We start from the raw sequence: 18689 nt of genomic DNA on the forward strand, positions 1-18689 counted from the left end.
GTTCATATAGCAAAGCTTCTAATATATGAACCTCATTACATATTTAAATACGGGTTAGAAAACGTTATTTCAAGGGGGAGAGTCTATGCAAACAATAGGGATTGATGGAAATAGCTTAACTTTAGAGGACCTCATAAGGGTATCCAGGGAAAACTATAGAATTGAACTTACTGAAGAAGCCATAGAAAAGATAGAAAAATCTAGAGCTATAATCGATGAGTTCGTTGATGAAGGAAAGGTTATCTATGGAATCACAACGGGATTTGGACTCTTCAGCAATGTTCTAATCTCAAAGGAAGATACAAAGACCTTGCAAAGAAATTTAATCGTAAGTGATTGCTGTGGTGTTGGAAACCCATATCCTGAAGAAGTCGTAAGGGCATCAATGCTGCTTAGAATAAATGCTTTAGCAAAGGGCTTTTCCGGTATTAGGCTCAGTACCTTAAATGTATTGATAGAGATGTTGAATAAGGGAGTACATCCAATTATTCCTGAAAAAGGTTCCGTTGGTGCAAGTGGCGATCTATGCCCGTTAGCCCATATGGTTTTAGTCATGCTAGGAGAAGGAGAGGCCTACTATAAGGGAGAAATGATGCCTGGTGCGGAGGTCATGAGAAAAGCTGACATTGAGACCGTAGAGTTAGTGTCTAAAGAGGGATTGGCTCTAATTAATGGGACTTGTGTATTGACCGCAGTTGGAGCATTGGCCGCATATGATGCTAAAATGATTACTAAGCTTGCAGATATTAGTGCAGCCATGACCATAGAAGCTTTGAATGGGATTATAGATGCATATGATCCAAGAATACATGAGGCAAGACCCCACGAAGGTCAGATTGAATGTGCTCAAAACATGCTAAAGCTGCTAAAGGAAAGTAAATCTACAAGCAGGCAAGGAGAAATAAGGGTACAGGATGCCTATACTCTAAGATGCATACCTCAAATCCATGGAGCAAGTAGAGATGCCATTGATTATATAATCAGAAAAGTGAGTATAGAGCTAAATGCCGCAACTGATAATCCTTTAATTTTTGCTGGGAGTAAAGATGTAATTTCAGGAGGAAATTTCCATGGACAGCCGATGGCATTGATATTTGATTTCCTAGGAATTGCAGTTGCCGAGTTAGCAAATGTATGTGAGAGAAGAATTGAAAGACTTGTAAATCCAACCTTAAGTGGACTACCTGCTTTTTTGGTTGAAGATGGAGGCCTGAACACAGGATTTATGATTCCACAATACGTTGCAGCGGCTCTTGTATCTGAGAACAAAGTATTAGCACATCCAGCCTGTGTGGATTCTATTCCAACCTCAGCTAATCAGGAGGACCATGTAAGCATGGGATCTATTTCTGCTAGACAATCGAGAGAAATATTGAATAACGTTATGAATGTACTAGGTATAGAGCTTATGACAGCATCCCAAGCAATAGAGTTTGGAGCAAAAGAGAATCTGGCTGAAGGCACAAAAGCAGCCTATGATAAGGTGAGAGAATATGTAGAACCTGTTAAAAATGATAGGGTCTTCTATAGGGATATGAAGAAATGTTTTGACTTAGTAGCCAGCCACGAAATTGTAAAGGCAGTGGAAGAAAAAATTGGGGAATTGAATTAATAAAATATATGATTTATTGCAATTTCTATTGAAAGGACTTGTTTGAGGAGAACAGGTTTTTTCTATTCGGTATATAATTGCATCGGTTAATTATTTGCCAAAGCGGGGAGTGATGGGGATTGGACAATAAAAAGATAAAAGCAGATTTAGTAATATCCAATTGTAAGCAGCTTATAACTTGTAAAGAAAATGGAGAGGACTTAATTGGAAAGATCAATAATGGTTGGATAGCTATATCAGAGGAAAAGGTTGTAGCTGTTGGGACAAAGGAAGAAGTTGAAAATATCATAGATTATGATGATGGTTGTATCATAGATGGAAGTGAAAAAATTGTTTTACCAGGATTTATAGATTGCCATACCCATCTTGTATTTGGAGGGTCCCGTGTAAAGGAATATGCAGCTCGTATGACTACCGATGATCTAGGAACTCTAAAGAAGATGGGAATAAAGACAGGGATTATGGCAACTGTAGATATGACTAGGGATGCTGAGGCACAATTATTATTTGATGATGCTGCCAGTAGGCTAAGGCAAATGCTTGAAGCTGGAACGACTACAGTAGAAAGTAAGAGTGGATATGGTCTAACAACATCATCAGAAATAAAAATGCTAAAGATAAATCAAAAACTAAATGGCAACCTGCCCATAGACATTGTATCCACTTTTCTAGGTGCTCATGGATGGCCTGAGGATATTCCAAAGGACAAATATATTGAAATGTTATTACTGGAAATGATTCCATGGGTTGCAGAGCTAGACTTGGCACAGTTTTGTGACATTTGGTGTGATGAGGGACATTACACTGCAAGAGAATGTGAAAAAATATTACTTGCTGCAAGGGAAGCCGGGCTAGAACCTAAAATTCACACAGATGCTTATTCCTACATAGGAGGATCAGATCTGGCTGTAGATATGAAAATGGTATCGGCAGATCACCTCAACTATACACCTAGGTCAGTAATGAGTAAATTAGCAGAGGCGAAGGTTCCAGGAGTGCTATTGCCGGCTATAGATTTTGCAGTAAAGCACCCAAAGCCCTTTGATCCCAGACCAATGCTTGAAGAGGGTATGACACTAGCCCTTGCTACAAATTGCTGCCCAGGATGCTGGAATGTATCCTTGCAATTTGTCATGATGCTCGCATGTAGACAGCATGGAATGACTCCTGCCGAGGCCCTTAGAGCAGCTACGATTGGTGGGGCCATGGCACTTAACCTACAGGAAGATAGAGGTTCATTAGAAGTAGGAAAGTTAGCTGATATTCAGATTTGGAATGCTTCTACCTATGAAGATGCAATTTATAGACTTGGCTCAAACCTTGTGGAGAAAGTAATAAAAAGAGGAAAGCTTGTGATAGATAATACACATAGAAACCCTTACATGTAAATCTAGAGCGTATAGAGAGTTCTCAGTGGAGTCAAATTTATACATATTAAAATATCAGATGGTTTAAGGGGAGTGAATATAGATATGTCGGGAACAGAAATGATGAAAAAAGTCATTGACTCAGACAATTTTACAGTGGGAGGAGGAGCAGCATCTGCTTTGGCAGGTGCCATGGCAGCTGGGATGATATCAATGGTTGCCAAACTATCATTAAAGAAGGCGTATGGACTTACGGTAGATGAGTATAAGGCGATATCTGAAGAGGCGGACAAGTTAGCCAAAGAATTACTCTTAGGAGCTCAAGAGGATGAAAAAGCTTTTTCTATGATAAAGGATGCATATGGTCTTCCAAAATCAACCGACGAAGAAAAAAAGCGTCGCTCTATAGCAATACAAAATGGAGGAATAGCTGCTGCAACAGTTCCAAAGAATAATGGATTTATGTGTAAAAGAATATATGAATTAGGGATGATGCTTAAGGAGCGGTCAAATCCTAATGCAAGTTCAGATTTAGCAGAAGCAATTATGCTGGCAAATGCAGGAATCAAAGGCTGTATATTAAATGTTGAAGCAAATCTCCCACTTATTAAAGATCAAGAAAAAAAATCTGAATTTCAAAGCCATGTTGATGATATGAATAGGTATTAAGGGGGGCATAGAAAAATGAAGAGTCTACTAGCTGAGGTTAACATCAGTGAAGGGAGATGCCTAGGTACTGTTAATAAAGTAAAAGAAGCTCTTTTAGAAAAAGAAGATGTGAGACTCATTGACCTTGATTCTGATAGAGACCACAACAGAACTGTTTTTACATATATAGGAGAACCAGAGGTTGTACTTGAATCTACAAAGAGACTTGCTGCAAAGGCTATTGAACTAATAGATATGACGAGACATGAGGGAAGTCATCCAAGAATGGGAGCTGTAGATGTTGTTCCGTTTATTCCAGTTAAAAATGTTACTAACGAAGAAGCAGTTGAGATTGCTAAAGGATTTGGAAGATTTCTAGGAAAACTAGGAGTACCTGTATACTACTATGAAGATGCCGCAACAAAGCCGGAAAGAAAGAGTTTAGTAAAAATTAGGAAGGGTCAGTATGAAGCACTTGAAGAAAAAATGAAGAGCCCAGAATGGAAACCCGATGAAGGACCTCATGAATTTATTGCTAAAAGCGGCGCTACTGTAACGGGAGTTCGATTTCCATTAGTGGCCTTTAATGTAAACCTAAGAACGGAAGATTTAGAAATAGGAAAGAAGATTGTATCGGCTATTAGGGGGGCAAAAGGAGGATATAAATATGTTAGAGCAATTGCCCTTAGATTAGAAGATAAAAAAATGGTTCAGGTATCTATGAACCTTGTTAATTACGAAAAAACTCCAATTCCTAGAGTTATGGAAACTATTAGATCAGAGGCTGCTCGTTATGGAGTCATAGTAGGAGGAGCTGAATTGATTGGACCAGTTCCCCTTATGGCACTGGAAGAAGTACTTAAGCACTATCTTCAGGTCCATGATTTTTCTATGGAACAGATTTATTGATATGTAAAAATAGTGAAAACGGGGCTGGCTCATAAAGATTTCTTATGAGACACCCCTATTTTCGTCAATACCCAGATTTGCTAGCTCATCGGCCCTTATATTCATTTTTGTTATGTAGATAAAATCTTCCTTGGTAAAGCTATCACCATTCCAAGACTTAAACTTTGTAAGCCATTTATTTACTTGAGATGCATTACTGAGATTAATATGACCCTTAACCCTATAAAAATTAACGTTTTTATGATTCTTTATTAGTGATAATATACTTTCCCAAAGTTCCTTATTTTCAACAGGCTTCTTTTGAGAGGTTTGCCAACCGTTTTGCTGCCATTTTACATACCATTTTTTTGTGAAGCATTCTACCACATAGGAGCTATCAGAAAAAATATTAATATTTAATCCATCTTTTTTAAGGGATTCAAGAGCCTTTACAACTGCTGTAAGTTCCATTTTGTTATTCGTAGTATTTATCTCGCCACCGAATAACTCTTTTTTATTTTCGCCATATTCTAAAATAGCACCCCAACCACCAATATTATCTTTGTTTTGATTTCCAGAACATGCACCATCTGTATAGATGTTTAAAAATTTCATATAATCACCTCAATTAGTAAAAAATTAAAGACCCTATTTTGTTCTTTTTTAACAGGGATATTTATTTGTAAATTACTCATCATAATTATATATAGTTCTACACCGATAAAACTTGAGTAAGTTAAACTTTACAAGTGTAGAACTATAGATATAGGCTTTGAAAAGCTATGAAGCCTTAGATCTATAAAATCCTTAAATTTAAGGAGGTTGTCACTCAGTGAATGGAAAACGTGAAGGTTTAATCCCAACAGTACTTGGAACTGCTGTGGCCACAACAGGAGCCCTTATGTCAAGAAACTCCCGTGGTAAAAACGACAAAGTGGCATGGGGAATAATGGGATTTGGTCTAGCACACGTAGTTTTAGGAGCGATAGATATAGTTCAGCATAGAAACGAGTAAGGGATTTCTCCCTTACTTTTCTATTTATATACACCACGATACTTAGGATCTAAAAGCTCTGCAATTTTCTTCATAGAATATTCCGTAGCTAGTTCCGTCCATCCAGATTTATTATCTTCTGTTTTTTCTGGAAGACTAAATGGTTCGCCTAAAGTTACCTTAACCTTGGAATGGTTAAAGTTCTCCCTACTCATACTATCACTATTTATAGGTAATAGCTTTTCGGTACCTTCCAGACCTATAGGAACAAATTGAGCCTTAGACATTTTAGACAATAGAATGAAGCCTTTTTTAGCCTTTATCATAGAGCTCGTTCTACTTCTAGTACCTTCGGGGAAAATAAATATAGACCCTCCGCTTTTTAAGTATTTTATTGCTTCCTTTATAGCTTTTTTATCAGCAGTATTAGGGGTTATGTGTATGGTTTTTACAGTTTCAAGAACTAAATTGGTTACCATATTCTTACTCAATTTTACTCCAGCCATGAAAGCTACATCATTATCCTTTAATAACCTGTTCAAGACTACCCCATCTACATTACTAAGATGGTTTCCTATATATATTGTTGGAACGCCCCTTCTTCTCTCGACCACTTCTTTATTTATAACTTCGATCTCAGAATAGGTATCTAAAAATTTATCGATTAGCTTACGAGTTAAGCTTATTCTTGCATTCTTAGGCAATATTCTAGATACATTAGCAAACGCATTAAGTATTAGACTCATTATTTAAGCTGGTAGAAACCAGCCCCTCCTCTCTAACTAAAAAGATATATAATTATATTCATCAATCACTATTATATCATTAGTATGACCAATTTGTATTTAGGGTTATTAGGAAGTATATAAAAAATAGTAAAAAAGAATGAGTAATATCTAGTTCTATATATGAAAAAGAACTAATTTACATATATATTAGGAAACAATCTGTAAAGTTGAAATGGCTAAAACGACTATTGAGATATAAAATTATAGTTGAAATAACTATAAAAATTTAACGTAATACTTGAAACGACTAAAAAGTATAGACAAATTAGATTGTTTGATATAAAATTTAATTAAGAAAGGAATGAAATCATGGATAGATTTGATTACTTAATACTTACGGAGTTACAAAATAATGGAAGGATTAGTACAGCGGAACTTGGTAGAAAAATAGGACTTTCAACAACCGCCACAAAGGAAAGAATTAAAAAATTAGAACAGGAGGGGATAATAAAAGGGTATACAGCAATAATAGATAGTGATAAGGTAGGCATGGATATAACTGCATTTATATCTGTTCCCATTGGTGAGCTTCCAATAGACAAAATGGCTGAGTTTTTATCTGAAATACCTGAGGTTTTAGAGTGTCATAAGGTAACAGGAGACACATGTTATTTAATAAAAGTAAAGACAATGAATACAAAAAAATTAGAGCAATTAATAGACAAGATAAACAACATAGCAAAAAGTACATATACTTATCTGGTATTATCTACGGCAAAGGAAACGATTAAAATTAGTCTCGAGGAAAACGATTCCAAACAAAAATAGGGGGTACGAATATGTTTAAAGATTTAAATGATTTTAGACACTATTGTATAGATCATGAGATAAAGCTTATAGATTTTAAGGTGATTGACCTTGCTGGAAGATGGCACCATCTAACTATACCTGCCTCTAAATTTTCTCAAAAGATAATAGAGGATGGAATAGGCTTTGATGGCTCAAGTTATGGATTCTTGACGGTTGAAAAATCTGATATGGTTTTTAAACCGGATTTAGCAAGTGCATTTGTAGATCCCTTTAATGAAATTCCTACAATAACTATGATAGGTAATATATATGCTCTGAGAGATGAAACTGAGAGGTTTGAAGGAGACCCAAGGTATGTTGCACAAAAGGCAGAAGAATATATGAGTAGTACAGGAATTGCTGATAAAGCTATGTTTGGACCAGAGTTTGAATTCTATATACTGGATCATATCTCCTATATAAATTCACCAAACCATATGGAAGTTTACTTAGATGCTGAGCAGGCTGAATGGAATACAGGAAAAAAAGACACTAAAAACCTAGGATTTAAGGTACATCATAAGAAGGGTTACCATGTAGATGTTCCATATGATGTTAACTTTAATTTGAGAAACAGCATGGCTCTTAAGCTAGAAGAACATGGAGTTCCCGTAAAATACCACCATGCAGAGGTTGGTGGTCCAGGACAGCTTGAAATTGAACTTAGCTTTGGTGGGCTACTTGAAATGGCTGACAAAACTATGCTTAGTAAGTATATCATAAAAAACGAGGCTATAAGTCATAATAAAACCGTTACATTTATGCCAAAACCATTCTTTGGGGAAGCCGGTAATGGAATGCATGTACATCTTCAGCTATTTAAAGATGAAGAGCCAATTTTCTATGATGATCTTGGATACTCAAATTTGAGTAAGACGGCACTGTATGCAATCGGAGGAATACTTAAGCATTCTCCTGCCCTAATGGCATTTACAAATCCAAGTACAAATTCATACAAGAGACTCGTTCCAGGATACGAAGCACCGGTTAGCATCTGTTTTGCAACTGCAAATAGAAGCTCTGTAATAAGGATACCAGGCTATGCTAAAAAGCCTGAAGCCAAAAGGTTTGAGTTTAGGCCTTCAGATGCAACCTGTAATCCATACCTAGCTTATTCAGCCCTACTTATGGCTATGCTTGACGGTATAAGGAATGAAATAGACCCAGTAGAAGAAGGGTATGGACCATACGATGTAAACATCTTCGACTTAAATGATGCAGAAAAGGCAAAGATAAAAGGGCTACCTAAATCTTTAGATGAAGCAGCTGATGCTTTAGAAAAGGATTATGAATTTTTACTTGAAGGTGGAGTATTTTCACAGGGCATCATTAATGATCAAATAAAACAAATTAGACAGGACGCTTCAAGGGTTAATATTGTTCCTCATCCTGTCGAATATGAGATGTATTTTGATTTATAAAAAACTTTTAAATATTTGCAACTTAAAATATTCAATTTGCTCGTAAAAAAAAGTGTCGTAGACACTTTTTTTTTTATGAGCACTTAATATTCTCAACATATTCTAAAACTTTCTCTGGAGAAAGAGTTGTTGCATTTATAACTAGCATTGTATCGTCGGGGCCACAAACTCTACACTGTGCAGTTTCGATCTCTTCGTATGCAGAATCCACTCCTGATATTATTGTAATATCGATATCATCCTTAGAAGTTTCAAATTCAACTACATCATGTCCATTATCCTTTAATAATTCAGCAATCTCATTTAAGCCCTGCTGTACAGCTATCCTATATTTTTTCATGATATCCCCTCCCGTATTGTAGTATTAAATATTTACCCGATATGATATATGACAAAACAATAAAAGCTATAAGAACATAAATTGGTGAATCCTAGCTAAAATACAAGTAAATACAATCGCTAAAATATAGATAAGAAAAGTAATAGAAAATTAGTAATATTATTTACATTCCGATAATATATATGTTAATATAAGGTAGACATGTACAGTAGATACGGACATATTGTAGATAAGTTACAGTAAAATAGGGAGGAAAACAGATGTATTTTTTAGATGAAGTTATTCTACCTCCAGGGGAAAAGATACGACGGATACGAAGTTACCTTGGACTTAAGCAGTATGAGATAACAGGTGGAAAAGTGACTAGAAACTTAATAAGTTATATAGAAAATGGTAAGACAAAACTTGTAAGGGATACCGCAGCGATAATCGTAGAGTCTATGAACGAATTGGCTGAGAAAAAGAAAATTCCCCTTAACATAGATGTAGAATACTTAATGAGGGATGAAACTGCGCAGGCTAAACTTTTGTTAGAAAGATATTTAAACAATCTAAAAAAATATATAAAGGCAGAAAATGAAGAATTTGAAAATGAATTGAATAAAGCAAAGAATATTTTCAGAAACTGGGACATTACTGATAAAAAGGCGGAAATATATGAGTTGGCTGGAGATTATTACTATGAAAAACAACAATTTAGTGAAAGCCATATAAATTATCTAAAATCACTAGAATGCTATATTCGAAGTTCAAACCATTTGAAAACGGCTGAATTATATATGAAGCTAGGAAGATGTGCCAATTGGCTCAAAAACTATCAAGAGTCTATAAATCTAAACAACTATGCTCTTGCTATCTTAGAGAATGGAGATTCGAGCAAAGAATATATAGGAAAACGAGTACTATTCAATAATGCATTATCATACAAAAAGTTGGGATTATTCGATGAAGCCTTGTCTTCGTTAGAAGAATTAGAGTCTGAAATGGGTGATAAACTAACTGAATCACAATACTGTGACATATTACTATTAAAGGGAAATTGCTATTTTCAGAAGCAAAATTATTCTATTGCAAAAAAAATATTTGAACAAATCGTAGACATAACGAAGAACAATGGAAATCAAGAATTCTTGGCATTAACCTATATGAACTTAAGTGAGTTATATTTAAAAACAAATGAAGAAGAAAAATCTATTGAATATATAAATGATAGTTTGAAAATTAGAATTAATACAAATTATGAGTACTTAGAAGAGATATATATTGAGCTAGGTAAAAGATATAGGGATATAAAAAAATATGATCTGTCAGAAAAATACCTAATGAAAGCTTTAAAAGAAACTAATATAAAAGAGAAAAGGCACTTTCAAATAGATATATATGAAGAACTTTTATACAGCTATATATATTGGAAGAAGGACAGTAGGATAGATGAACTCATAAAAAATGTAAAGAAAATTTTTGATAATAAAGATTGTAGGGGTAATGAAGCGAAGAATGTATTTTTTAAAGCAGCACATTACTACATTGAAAAAGACATTGAAAAAAGTAAAGAGCTTCTGGAGTTTGGCTTAAATATAGAAAGCTCTTAGTAAAAACTTAATGTATATATATCCAAATACTCAGTGTTTCTGGGCGTTTTGAATATGTATAAATTAATAGATTTACTGGAATACATAGAATGTATACTAATAATATTAATATTGAGGAGGACTTATAATGAAATTGAAAAAATTATTTGTAATCACCTTAGTTGTATTAATGCTGAATGCTGCACTAGGGGTGACAGCCATGGCTGGAGTCGATCCACATGCATGGTACCTTCAGTCTAATATTATGCAAGCAAAGTAAAATAAAGAATTCTAAAACTGCTATAAGATATCTTATAGCAGTTTTTTTTAGTTCATCTATCGGAGAGAAATCTGACCAAAAAAAAGGTTCGATTTATCTTCGTTTTTATTATGTTTAGAGCTAGTACTTTCTAACTAATTTTTACAAAATTCATAAAATTATCAAAATAATATTGACATAGGTAAAAAATGGTAGTATTATTAAGTAAATGATAAGTCACGGAAACATTTACTTTATATAAGCGAAATATGAACAAATGATTTACCAAATTTGACTTTAAATTTAATATATAGATAACTAACTGCAGTGATCAATAAATTTGAAAAGCTGGTGTTGGTTATCCACATATAAAGGGGGGTGATTCCAATGTACTTAGAAATTGGGCTTCTAGGTGATGAAAACGGAGGTTAAACACAATATGAATAGGGGGAAAAAAAATGAAAAACATGTTCAATGGTAAAAAAATTGTTGCGGGCTTACTATGCACATTAATGGTTAGTTCACTTATGACTTATGGTTTTGCGAATGATGATGGAATCATAAAAGAAGGCAAAGAAAAGATGAAAGAGTTTAGCATACAGAAGAAATCCAAAGATATCAAGACATTGTTTGATAATAATAAGGACAAGCTAGTAGAAAGTTTATCCGTAGAGATGGATAAGGTTAAAGGCGATGAAAAGCTTCCTGTTATAGTAGTATTTAAAGAGGATCTAAGTATGACAAAAAGTAGTGATGATAGTGTAAGAACGTTATTAAGTGAGAATAAAACTAAGTATGAATTTAAAAATATTCCTGCTGTGGCTATGGAGTTAAGCAAGGACCAGATTAGCGATTTATCAAAGAGTGATGCTGTAGAACACATAGAATATGATGAGGAAATAATAGCATTCAATGATACAGCTGATTATTGGTTTGGAACGGAGAAAGCTAGAACAGACTTTGGATTAGATGGAGATAGAGATGGAAACTTAAGTAGCTATTCAAAGGATGACGTGGTTGTTGCAGTAATCGATACTGGTATAGACGCAGATCACGTTGACTTAGATGGTGGAAAGGTAATTGCATGGAAGGATTATATAAACGATAAAACTTCACCTTACGATGATAACGGACATGGAACCCATGTTGCAGGAACAATTGCTGGAGAAGGCGACGGAAATTCCAAATATGAGGGTGTTGCAAAGGGAGCTGCTCTTATAGGACTTAAAGTTCTTGCTGCCAACGGTACAGGCCCATCAAGTGGTTCTGCAGCAGCAGTAGACTGGTGTATTACTAACAAAGATACCTATGGTATTGATATTATAAGCATGAGTCTTGGAGTTCCTGGAAGCTCTGATGGTACAGATGCTACATCATTAGCAGTAAATAAGGCTGTTGAAAATGGTATCACAGTAGTTGTAGCCGCTGGAAACGAAGGCCCAACCACATATACAATAGGGGCTCCAGCAGCAGCATCAAAGGCTATAACAGTTGGTAATATGATAGATGTAGGTGAAGATGGTTTTGGACTTGCATTCTTATCAAGTAGAGGACCTACTGCAGATGGAAGAATGAAGCCTGACATAGGAGCACCAGGAACAAATATCACATCACCAAAGACAAATTCAGGAGATGGTTATGTAACATATAGTGGAACTAGTATGGCTACTCCATTTACTTCTGGAACTATAGCCTTAATGTTAGATGCTAACGAAAACTTAACACCTACTCAAATAAAGAATATTATTACTTCTACCGCTGAAGATTGGTCAGAAAATGGTCAAGATGTTGATTATGGACATGGTAGATTAGATGGATACAAGGCTATTGAAGAGGCCGGTGGATTTAATGGAACTAATATAGCTACACCTGACCATATGTATGCTTCTGAAGATTTAGCACAAAAAGGTGCAATAGATACTTGGGAATTCACAGTTGATAATACTGATTACCCTATTTCTATAACACTAATAATGCCTGACTGGAAAAGAGTTTTTTGGAGTGGAAAGCCTGATTTTGATGTATACCTTTATGATCCAAGTGGAAATCAAGTAGAAAAGTCAACTAGCTCAGCTAGACAGGAAAATATCGGATTCAAACCGACAAGCACAGGTACATACCAAATTAAGGTATACGCATATTCTGATAGCGGAGATTATTTCTTTGATCTAAGTGCCGGTGGAAGTAATTTGAAACTAGTACAGGATCAATAAAAAAGAAAGGACTAAATAATCAGCAAACAAATATATAATAAGCGCTGATATCCAATCCTCCATTAAAATATAGCTATAGCTTCAACCTACACCCTTTGGTTTTATAATCAAGGGGTGTAGGCCTGTATATATATAATTATATAAAATCTTTTACTAAGTTGTCAAAATCTTTTAAAATATTTAAATCTTGGTTAATTGCAGAGGTGATTTTTTTATTATTAAGTTCCTCACAAAACTCTGCCTCTTTACTTTCATAGAGTAATCCAGTAAAAAGACCATCGGTTTCGATGTACTTATCCATAGCCTTTTTATAATCACTTGTATCATAGTGCTGATGCTCATCTAAATTTATTAGGTTTTCACGAAACCATTCATAAGTATTTGTTTTATTAAATGTAACGCAGGGACTGAAAACATTTATAAAGGAAAAACCCTTGTGGTTTATGGCCTTAATTATTAGATCAACCAATTGCTTCTGATAAGCTGAAAAACCTTGGGCAATAAATGAAGCTCCCGAAGCAAGAGCTAAGAGACCTGGCTTTAATGGAGAATCGTTACAACCTAATGGAGTACTTTTAGTAATAAAACCCTTTTCACTTAAGGGGGATGTATGGCCCTTTGTAAGTCCATATATCTGATTATTCATAACTATATATGTTATATCTATATTTCTTCTCATGGCATGGACAGTATGATTCGTTCCTATGGCAAAGCCATCACCATCACCGCCCATGGCAATCACAGTAAGATCTCTATTAGCAAGCTTGATACCTTGAGCTATAGGAAGAGCTCTACCATGAATACTGTGAAACCCATAAGAATTAACATATCCAGATATTCTACCAGAACACCCAATACCTGAAACAATTGATAGATTATGATTTTCTATATTAAGATGAGAAGCCGCTGCCTTAACAGAACGAAGAACGGAAAAATCACCACAACCGGGACACCAAGTAGGAGTCACGTCATTACTATACTTATCAATTATATTCATTTATATCAACTCCTCTACCTTGTCTTTTATTTCCTCGATCATGAAGGGGGTTCCATCGTATTTAATGAGACTATGTAGTTTTTCTCCATAGCCCATCTTCTGCCTAATTATTGAAATAAGTTGACCTGTAGCATTATTTTCAATAATAAGAATTTTAGAATACTTCTCTAATAGAGCTTGAAGTTGCTTAATAGGTAAGGGCTTTATCATCTTAAATACTCCGTAGGTTACAGGAAGATTAAAGTCTTCTACTGCCTTTTTAATGATTCCATAATTTGAACCTATAGAAAGCACCAATAACTCATTATTTGAATCTCCAAAAAGATCAATATTGTCTTCATTTTCAAGATCCCTTATTTTACCTAACCTTTTATCCATCATGCGTTTTCTGTTTCCAGGTGTACTATTGGGTACGCCGATTACCGAGTGTTCTAGCCCGGTAACCTTGTGGATTCCATTTTTCATTCCTGGAAAAGATCTTAGGGATATATTATCCTCAGAAAAATCATATCTCCTGAAATCCTTAGTGGCGGTTGATAAGTTTTTGTCATCGGCAATTTTCCCTCTATCAATAGTTATTTTGCTCTTATCTAAGTCATCGATTGTTTGACGAGATAAACCCAGAGAAAGATCGCTCAAAACAATCACTGGACACTGATATTTTTCAGCTAAGTTGAAGGCATTTATTGTTTGGTAAAAACACTCTTCAACGGAATATGGGGTTACAATAATTAGAGGTATTTCACCATGGGGTCCGTAATAGAGAAGTTGTATATCACTTTGCTCATGCTTAGTAGGAAGCCCAGTACTTGGACCGGTCCTCTGAGAATCTACTATTACTATAGGTATCTCAGCCATCCCAGCAAGGCTGATACCTTCCATCATAAGAGCGATACCGGGACCAGAGGTCGCAGTCATGCTTCTCACACCACCGTAGGCACCGCCTATAGCCATGGTAACTGCTGCTATTTCATCCTCGGTTTGTACTAACAAACCATCATACTTTTCAATATTTTTAGATAGATATTCCATTATTTCTGAAGCAGGAGTAATTGGATATGCTGTCATTAATCTACAGCCTCCCATTAAGGCACCTAAGGCTATAGCCTCGTTGCCAAGCATTGTAGGTCTTTTTTTTATGGCGACAGATTCTAAGCCATACTTTTTAATAAAGGACTTAATATCTATAGGAAAATTATAGCTTTTCTCAAGAATAAATAGATTTTGTAGTACTATATTTTCGCCCTTCTTGAGGAAGGTCTCTCTTAGAACTTCATCTAGACTTTTCATAGGAATATTTAATAACCTTCCTAAAAAACCTATTAAAGAAGTATTTTTCATGATGAAGCTGCCATGCTCCTTAGCTATATCAATGAAGGGCAAAGATAATATATGCAGATCCCGTCTAGAAAAATAACCTTTAGGATCGATTGAAGAATCATGAATGAGTAATCCTCCGTTTTTCACTTTATCTATGTTAATCTCTAGGGATTCCATATCTGAAGCAACAAGCATATCTAGCTTATCACTACAGGCTAGAACCTTTTTAGTGCTTATTTCTATTACATAGTTAGTATGACCACCCTTTATTCTTGAAGAAAAATTTCTAAATCCATAGGTATAATATCCAAGCCGTGAAAGAGCTCTTATTAGTGTATTACCAATACTAGCTGTTCCATCTCCCTGAATTCCGGTAATCATTAAATTAACATTGTTTGCCAAAGCTAGCACCTCCTCATAATTTATTATTACCAAATATTTTTGCTCTTTAACCACAATAAGTTTTTATAATTTCTTTGAATATATATAGAAAATGAAAAAAGTGAAGATTTATAGTATAATATATAATATGAATTTTTAAACAATTCATGAGGAGGAGATGAAATTGAAAAAATCTTTAGTAGTAGTTTTAGTTTTAGCTGTACTTGTTGCTTTTGTAGGATGTACCAAAGAAGATACTGCATTTAATTATGAAAGTATCGATAAGGAATGGAGTATTGAGATACCAAAGGAATATAAGGAGGATAAGAAAGAATCTAAAGATGGTTTTTATTATGTTTCGTATAGGGATGAAAATGGTGGGATTTTAAGTATACATGAAGTAAATGATAAGGATATTGTTGTAAATGAAGAGAGCCTTGAAGCAGACCTTGGTGACGATGAGTACTTACATATGACAAGAAAAGAAACCCTGGATGTAGAGGGAATAGGAAAAGTATATGGGGGACTTATCAAGGATATTTCGACCCATGGGTATATGTTCTATTATAAACTTAGGATAAATGATAAAGTAGTAAATGTCCTAATTTTTAAAAAGAGTGAATTTACATTGGAAGAAGAAGGTGAAATCAAAAATATGATTGGAACCATCAAGAAGTTAAAATAAATGGAATACTGTGTAGAGCATTTTTATTAAAATTAAGGGACCTAGTGTCCCTATTTTATTTGAGGTGATAAGTATGGATATACTATTTGAAAAGTTTCAAATAGATTATGGACTAGAAGTAGAAAAAATGATAATCAATCTTTATAAAGAAGACCCAGAAGGAGAATCTATAACTAGGGAGAAGATTGGAGATACATTTAAGCAAGTAATGAGCTTTCCGGAGAAGTGTACCATAGTAGTCTTTAAATCAAGCAAGGATATAGTGGGATATGCATTACTAGTGTTTTATTGGAGCAATGAATATGGGGGCGATATTTTAAATATAGATGAACTGTATGTAAAATCTGACTGGAGAGGCAAAGGGATTGCTAGCCAGTTTTTCAAATATTTAAATGAAAAATACGATGAAAAGGTAGCGGCCTTTGGGCTTGAAGTTACACCATCAAATAAAAAGGCTCTAAATTACTATAAGAATCTCGGATTCCATGAAACCGAAAATTCACACTTGATAAAGAATTGAGACATAGAGAGTTAAACATATGAAAGGCAGGGCAATAATGAAAAAACTAAACAGAAGTTTTTATAGAGGAGAGACCATTGAAGTTGCAAAAAGACTGTTAGGAAAGATATTGGTCCATAAAGATAACGGAAGGGAATTGATGGGGAGAATAGTCGAGGTGGAGGCCTATGTAGGGTCTACTGATAAGGCTTGTCATTGTTATGATAATAAACGTACAAAGAGAACTGAGGTCATGTTTGGTCCACCGGGGTATGCTTATGTATACCTGATATATGGCATGTATAATTGCATGAATATAGTGACCGGTGAAGAGGGTGAGGGAGCTGCAATTCTTATAAGGGCACTAGAGCCAGTAGGTGAAATAGAAGATATAGCATTAAATAGATACAAGAAAGGACTAAAAGAGCTAAGCAAGAGGCAGATAAGAAACCTTACCAATGGTCCAGGCAAGCTATGCAAAGCCCTTGATATTACAAAAAATAATTATGGAGATGATTTGACGGGAGACGATTTGTTTCTTTTAGATGACGGATACATTCCCTCGGATATAGGTGTATCTCAAAGGATAAATATAGACTATGCAGAGGAAGCAAAGGACTTTGAATGGAGATTTTTCATTGAGGGTAATCCATACGTATCAAAATAAATGGGGCGTCTCAGAATGGCGAATTTCTGCGTTGTTTGAAATGTTCATCGACTTGGCACGTACGTTAGTACTAGCCAAACCGCTGAAATTTCAAAACCTTAACCCCGGATTATTTATAGAAAATTTAAAAGGGTGCAAGTAGTTTTGATTCTAAGGCTTTTATCAACTTCGAAGGCATACCTACGCCGTACGTCAAGAATTTGATAGATGTCTTAGAATCAAAAGGACGTAGCAGAGTTCTAAATTTACTATGAATAATCTGGGGTTGACTTCACTCATTCTGAAACACCCCGGGGCTGAACTCATAAGAAACTTTTATGAGACAGCCCCCTTGGTCAGAGTTCTATTTAGGAAGTGATCTAAATAATAATTTAGGTTAAAAAAACCTTTTGAAATATTTACAATTAATATCATGCCACTTAGTGCATCCGTAATATTCTAAAGGTTCTTTTAGACAATCCTCAGCACTTAGGTTACCTTTGGATTGTTGAACATTTTTTAAATAATATATTCTATCATCTATTGCAGTATCGATTTTTTCCTGATCCACCATAGGTGATCCGTGGGCTAGAAGAAGATTCTTAATGTGTAATTCCTTAACCAGCTCAAGACTTGATATGTGTTCGAAAAAGCTTCCGTTAAGAGTAACTATTGGTAATAGAGGTTTTCCTGTGTTCGAAGCCATAATCAAGTCACCTACATGGATGAATTTATCATTAATTATGGTTGAAATACTGCAATTACTATGACCCGGTGTGTAAAGAAATCTTAGCTTAAAGGGGCCAAATTCCATTCTATCATCGTTTTTTACTAGAACATTTGGTTCGAGATATTTGTACTCCGGAGCCCATCTGCGACAATTATTAATATTAACCTTATAGAACTTACTTCCAATTATTTCGCAGTCACTAAAAATAGAGCTTCCACCTGCGTGGTCGGGATGAAAATGAGATATTATGACCTTTTCTGGTCTGATGCCCTTTTTCTCTAGGTCATCTCTAACCTGTTGAGCCTGTATAGTATATGCAGTATCGATAATAAGAGCCTTATCCTTTGCTATCAAGGCAAAAATATTATACCCCATATCTGCTTCTTCATCATCATTAAAGCAATACTGAAAAATACCTTCATCAATCTTAATTATTTTCATGATATTTACAACTCCTAAATAATTTGAAATAAGATTATTATTTCGTTAAATAACTTCAATTTATCTTTCTTAAATCCTTTTTATTTGATAAAATACTCTT

General features: G+C 34.9%; 19 protein-coding genes. 13 read left to right on the plus strand and 6 right to left on the minus strand.

What is annotated here, in order from left to right; genetic code table 11:
* Window positions 1-85: 85 nt before the first annotated feature.
* From hutH to ftcD, 4 genes are all read left to right on the plus strand, one after another.
* Window positions 86-1612, plus strand: coding sequence for a histidine ammonia-lyase (gene hutH, locus R9X47_RS17420; protein WP_432662299.1), 1527 nt, complete (start codon window positions 86-88; stop codon window positions 1610-1612).
* Between the two features lie 119 nt (window positions 1613-1731).
* A complete protein-coding gene (gene hutI / locus R9X47_RS17425; protein WP_432662300.1) occupies window positions 1732-3000 on the plus strand; it encodes an imidazolonepropionase in 1269 nt (422 codons plus the stop codon).
* Window positions 3001-3072: 72 nt separating this feature from the next.
* On the plus strand, window positions 3073-3648 hold the full coding sequence (locus R9X47_RS17430) for a cyclodeaminase/cyclohydrolase family protein (RefSeq protein ID WP_432662301.1): 576 nt from the start codon (window positions 3073-3075) through the stop codon (window positions 3646-3648).
* Between the two features lie 15 nt (window positions 3649-3663).
* Window positions 3664-4536, plus strand: coding sequence for a glutamate formimidoyltransferase (gene ftcD / locus R9X47_RS17435; RefSeq protein ID WP_432662302.1), 873 nt, complete (start codon window positions 3664-3666; stop codon window positions 4534-4536).
* A gap of 42 nt (window positions 4537-4578) precedes the next feature.
* On the opposite strand, the gene R9X47_RS17440 is transcribed toward ftcD, so the two are convergent.
* The gene (locus R9X47_RS17440) at window positions 4579-5130 is read right to left on the minus strand and encodes a ribonuclease H family protein (RefSeq protein WP_432662303.1); all 552 of its coding nucleotides are present in this window, start codon (window positions 5128-5130) and stop codon (window positions 4579-4581) included.
* Window positions 5131-5347: 217 nt separating this feature from the next.
* Between R9X47_RS17440 and R9X47_RS17445 the strand changes: the two genes are divergently transcribed.
* Window positions 5348-5530 carry an asparagine synthase gene (locus R9X47_RS17445; RefSeq protein WP_432662304.1) on the plus strand — a complete coding sequence of 61 codons (183 nt, stop codon included), beginning with the start codon at window positions 5348-5350 and terminating at the stop codon, window positions 5528-5530.
* A gap of 20 nt (window positions 5531-5550) precedes the next feature.
* Here the strand turns inward: R9X47_RS17445 and R9X47_RS17450 are convergent, their stop codons facing one another.
* Window positions 5551-6255 carry a lysophospholipid acyltransferase family protein gene (locus R9X47_RS17450; RefSeq protein WP_432662305.1) on the minus strand — a complete coding sequence of 235 codons (705 nt, stop codon included), beginning with the start codon at window positions 6253-6255 and terminating at the stop codon, window positions 5551-5553.
* 351 nt (window positions 6256-6606) lie between these two features.
* Between R9X47_RS17450 and R9X47_RS17455 the strand changes: the two genes are divergently transcribed.
* Together R9X47_RS17455 and glnA are read left to right on the plus strand one after the other, a co-directional pair.
* Window positions 6607-7065, plus strand: a complete 459-nt coding sequence (locus R9X47_RS17455; RefSeq protein ID WP_432662306.1) for an Lrp/AsnC family transcriptional regulator — start codon at window positions 6607-6609, stop codon at window positions 7063-7065.
* An 11-nt stretch (window positions 7066-7076) separates the two neighbouring features.
* The gene (gene glnA / locus R9X47_RS17460) at window positions 7077-8507 is read left to right on the plus strand and encodes a type I glutamate--ammonia ligase (RefSeq protein WP_432662307.1); all 1431 of its coding nucleotides are present in this window, start codon (window positions 7077-7079) and stop codon (window positions 8505-8507) included.
* 73 nt (window positions 8508-8580) lie between these two features.
* Here the strand turns inward: glnA and R9X47_RS17465 are convergent, their stop codons facing one another.
* Window positions 8581-8847 (minus strand): YkuS family protein, encoded by a 267-nt coding sequence (locus tag R9X47_RS17465; protein WP_432662308.1) that lies wholly within the window; start codon window positions 8845-8847, stop codon window positions 8581-8583.
* Window positions 8848-9107: 260 nt separating this feature from the next.
* Here R9X47_RS17465 and R9X47_RS17470 point away from each other — a divergent pair, with 260 nt between their 5' ends.
* The 3 genes from R9X47_RS17470 to R9X47_RS17480 all read left to right on the plus strand — a co-directional run bounded on the left by R9X47_RS17470 (window position 9108) and on the right by R9X47_RS17480 (window position 12890).
* The gene (locus tag R9X47_RS17470; protein ID WP_432662309.1) at window positions 9108-10439 is read left to right on the plus strand and encodes a tetratricopeptide repeat protein; all 1332 of its coding nucleotides are present in this window, start codon (window positions 9108-9110) and stop codon (window positions 10437-10439) included.
* 127 nt (window positions 10440-10566) lie between these two features.
* Window positions 10567-10698, plus strand: a complete 132-nt coding sequence (locus tag R9X47_RS17475; protein WP_432662310.1) for a hypothetical protein — start codon at window positions 10567-10569, stop codon at window positions 10696-10698.
* Window positions 10699-11135: 437 nt separating this feature from the next.
* Window positions 11136-12890 carry a S8 family serine peptidase gene (locus R9X47_RS17480; protein ID WP_432662311.1) on the plus strand — a complete coding sequence of 585 codons (1755 nt, stop codon included), beginning with the start codon at window positions 11136-11138 and terminating at the stop codon, window positions 12888-12890.
* A 136-nt stretch (window positions 12891-13026) separates the two neighbouring features.
* Here the strand turns inward: R9X47_RS17480 and R9X47_RS17485 are convergent, their stop codons facing one another.
* Entirely contained in the window at window positions 13027-13887 is an 861-nt protein-coding gene (locus R9X47_RS17485; RefSeq protein ID WP_432662312.1) for a 2-oxoacid:ferredoxin oxidoreductase subunit beta, read from the minus strand.
* Entirely contained in the window at window positions 13888-15609 is a 1722-nt protein-coding gene (locus R9X47_RS17490; protein ID WP_432662313.1) for a 2-oxoacid:acceptor oxidoreductase subunit alpha, read from the minus strand.
* Window positions 15610-15772: 163 nt separating this feature from the next.
* On the opposite strand from R9X47_RS17490, the gene R9X47_RS17495 reads away from it, so the two are divergent.
* The 3 genes from R9X47_RS17495 to R9X47_RS17505 all read left to right on the plus strand — a co-directional run bounded on the left by R9X47_RS17495 (window position 15773) and on the right by R9X47_RS17505 (window position 17439).
* Window positions 15773-16273 (plus strand): hypothetical protein, encoded by a 501-nt coding sequence (locus R9X47_RS17495; protein ID WP_432662314.1) that lies wholly within the window; start codon window positions 15773-15775, stop codon window positions 16271-16273.
* 73 nt (window positions 16274-16346) lie between these two features.
* Window positions 16347-16793 carry a GNAT family N-acetyltransferase gene (locus R9X47_RS17500; RefSeq protein WP_432662315.1) on the plus strand — a complete coding sequence of 149 codons (447 nt, stop codon included), beginning with the start codon at window positions 16347-16349 and terminating at the stop codon, window positions 16791-16793.
* 37 nt (window positions 16794-16830) lie between these two features.
* Window positions 16831-17439, plus strand: a complete 609-nt coding sequence (locus R9X47_RS17505) for a DNA-3-methyladenine glycosylase (protein WP_432662316.1) — start codon at window positions 16831-16833, stop codon at window positions 17437-17439.
* A gap of 376 nt (window positions 17440-17815) precedes the next feature.
* On the opposite strand, the gene R9X47_RS17510 is transcribed toward R9X47_RS17505, so the two are convergent.
* Window positions 17816-18589, minus strand: coding sequence for an MBL fold metallo-hydrolase (locus R9X47_RS17510; protein WP_432662317.1), 774 nt, complete (start codon window positions 18587-18589; stop codon window positions 17816-17818).
* Between the last annotated feature and the right edge of the window lie 100 nt (window positions 18590-18689).

The sequence above is a fragment of the Wukongibacter baidiensis genome, from assembly GCF_050888315.1.
Classification (GTDB): domain Bacteria; phylum Bacillota; class Clostridia; order Peptostreptococcales; family Caminicellaceae; genus Wukongibacter; species Wukongibacter baidiensis.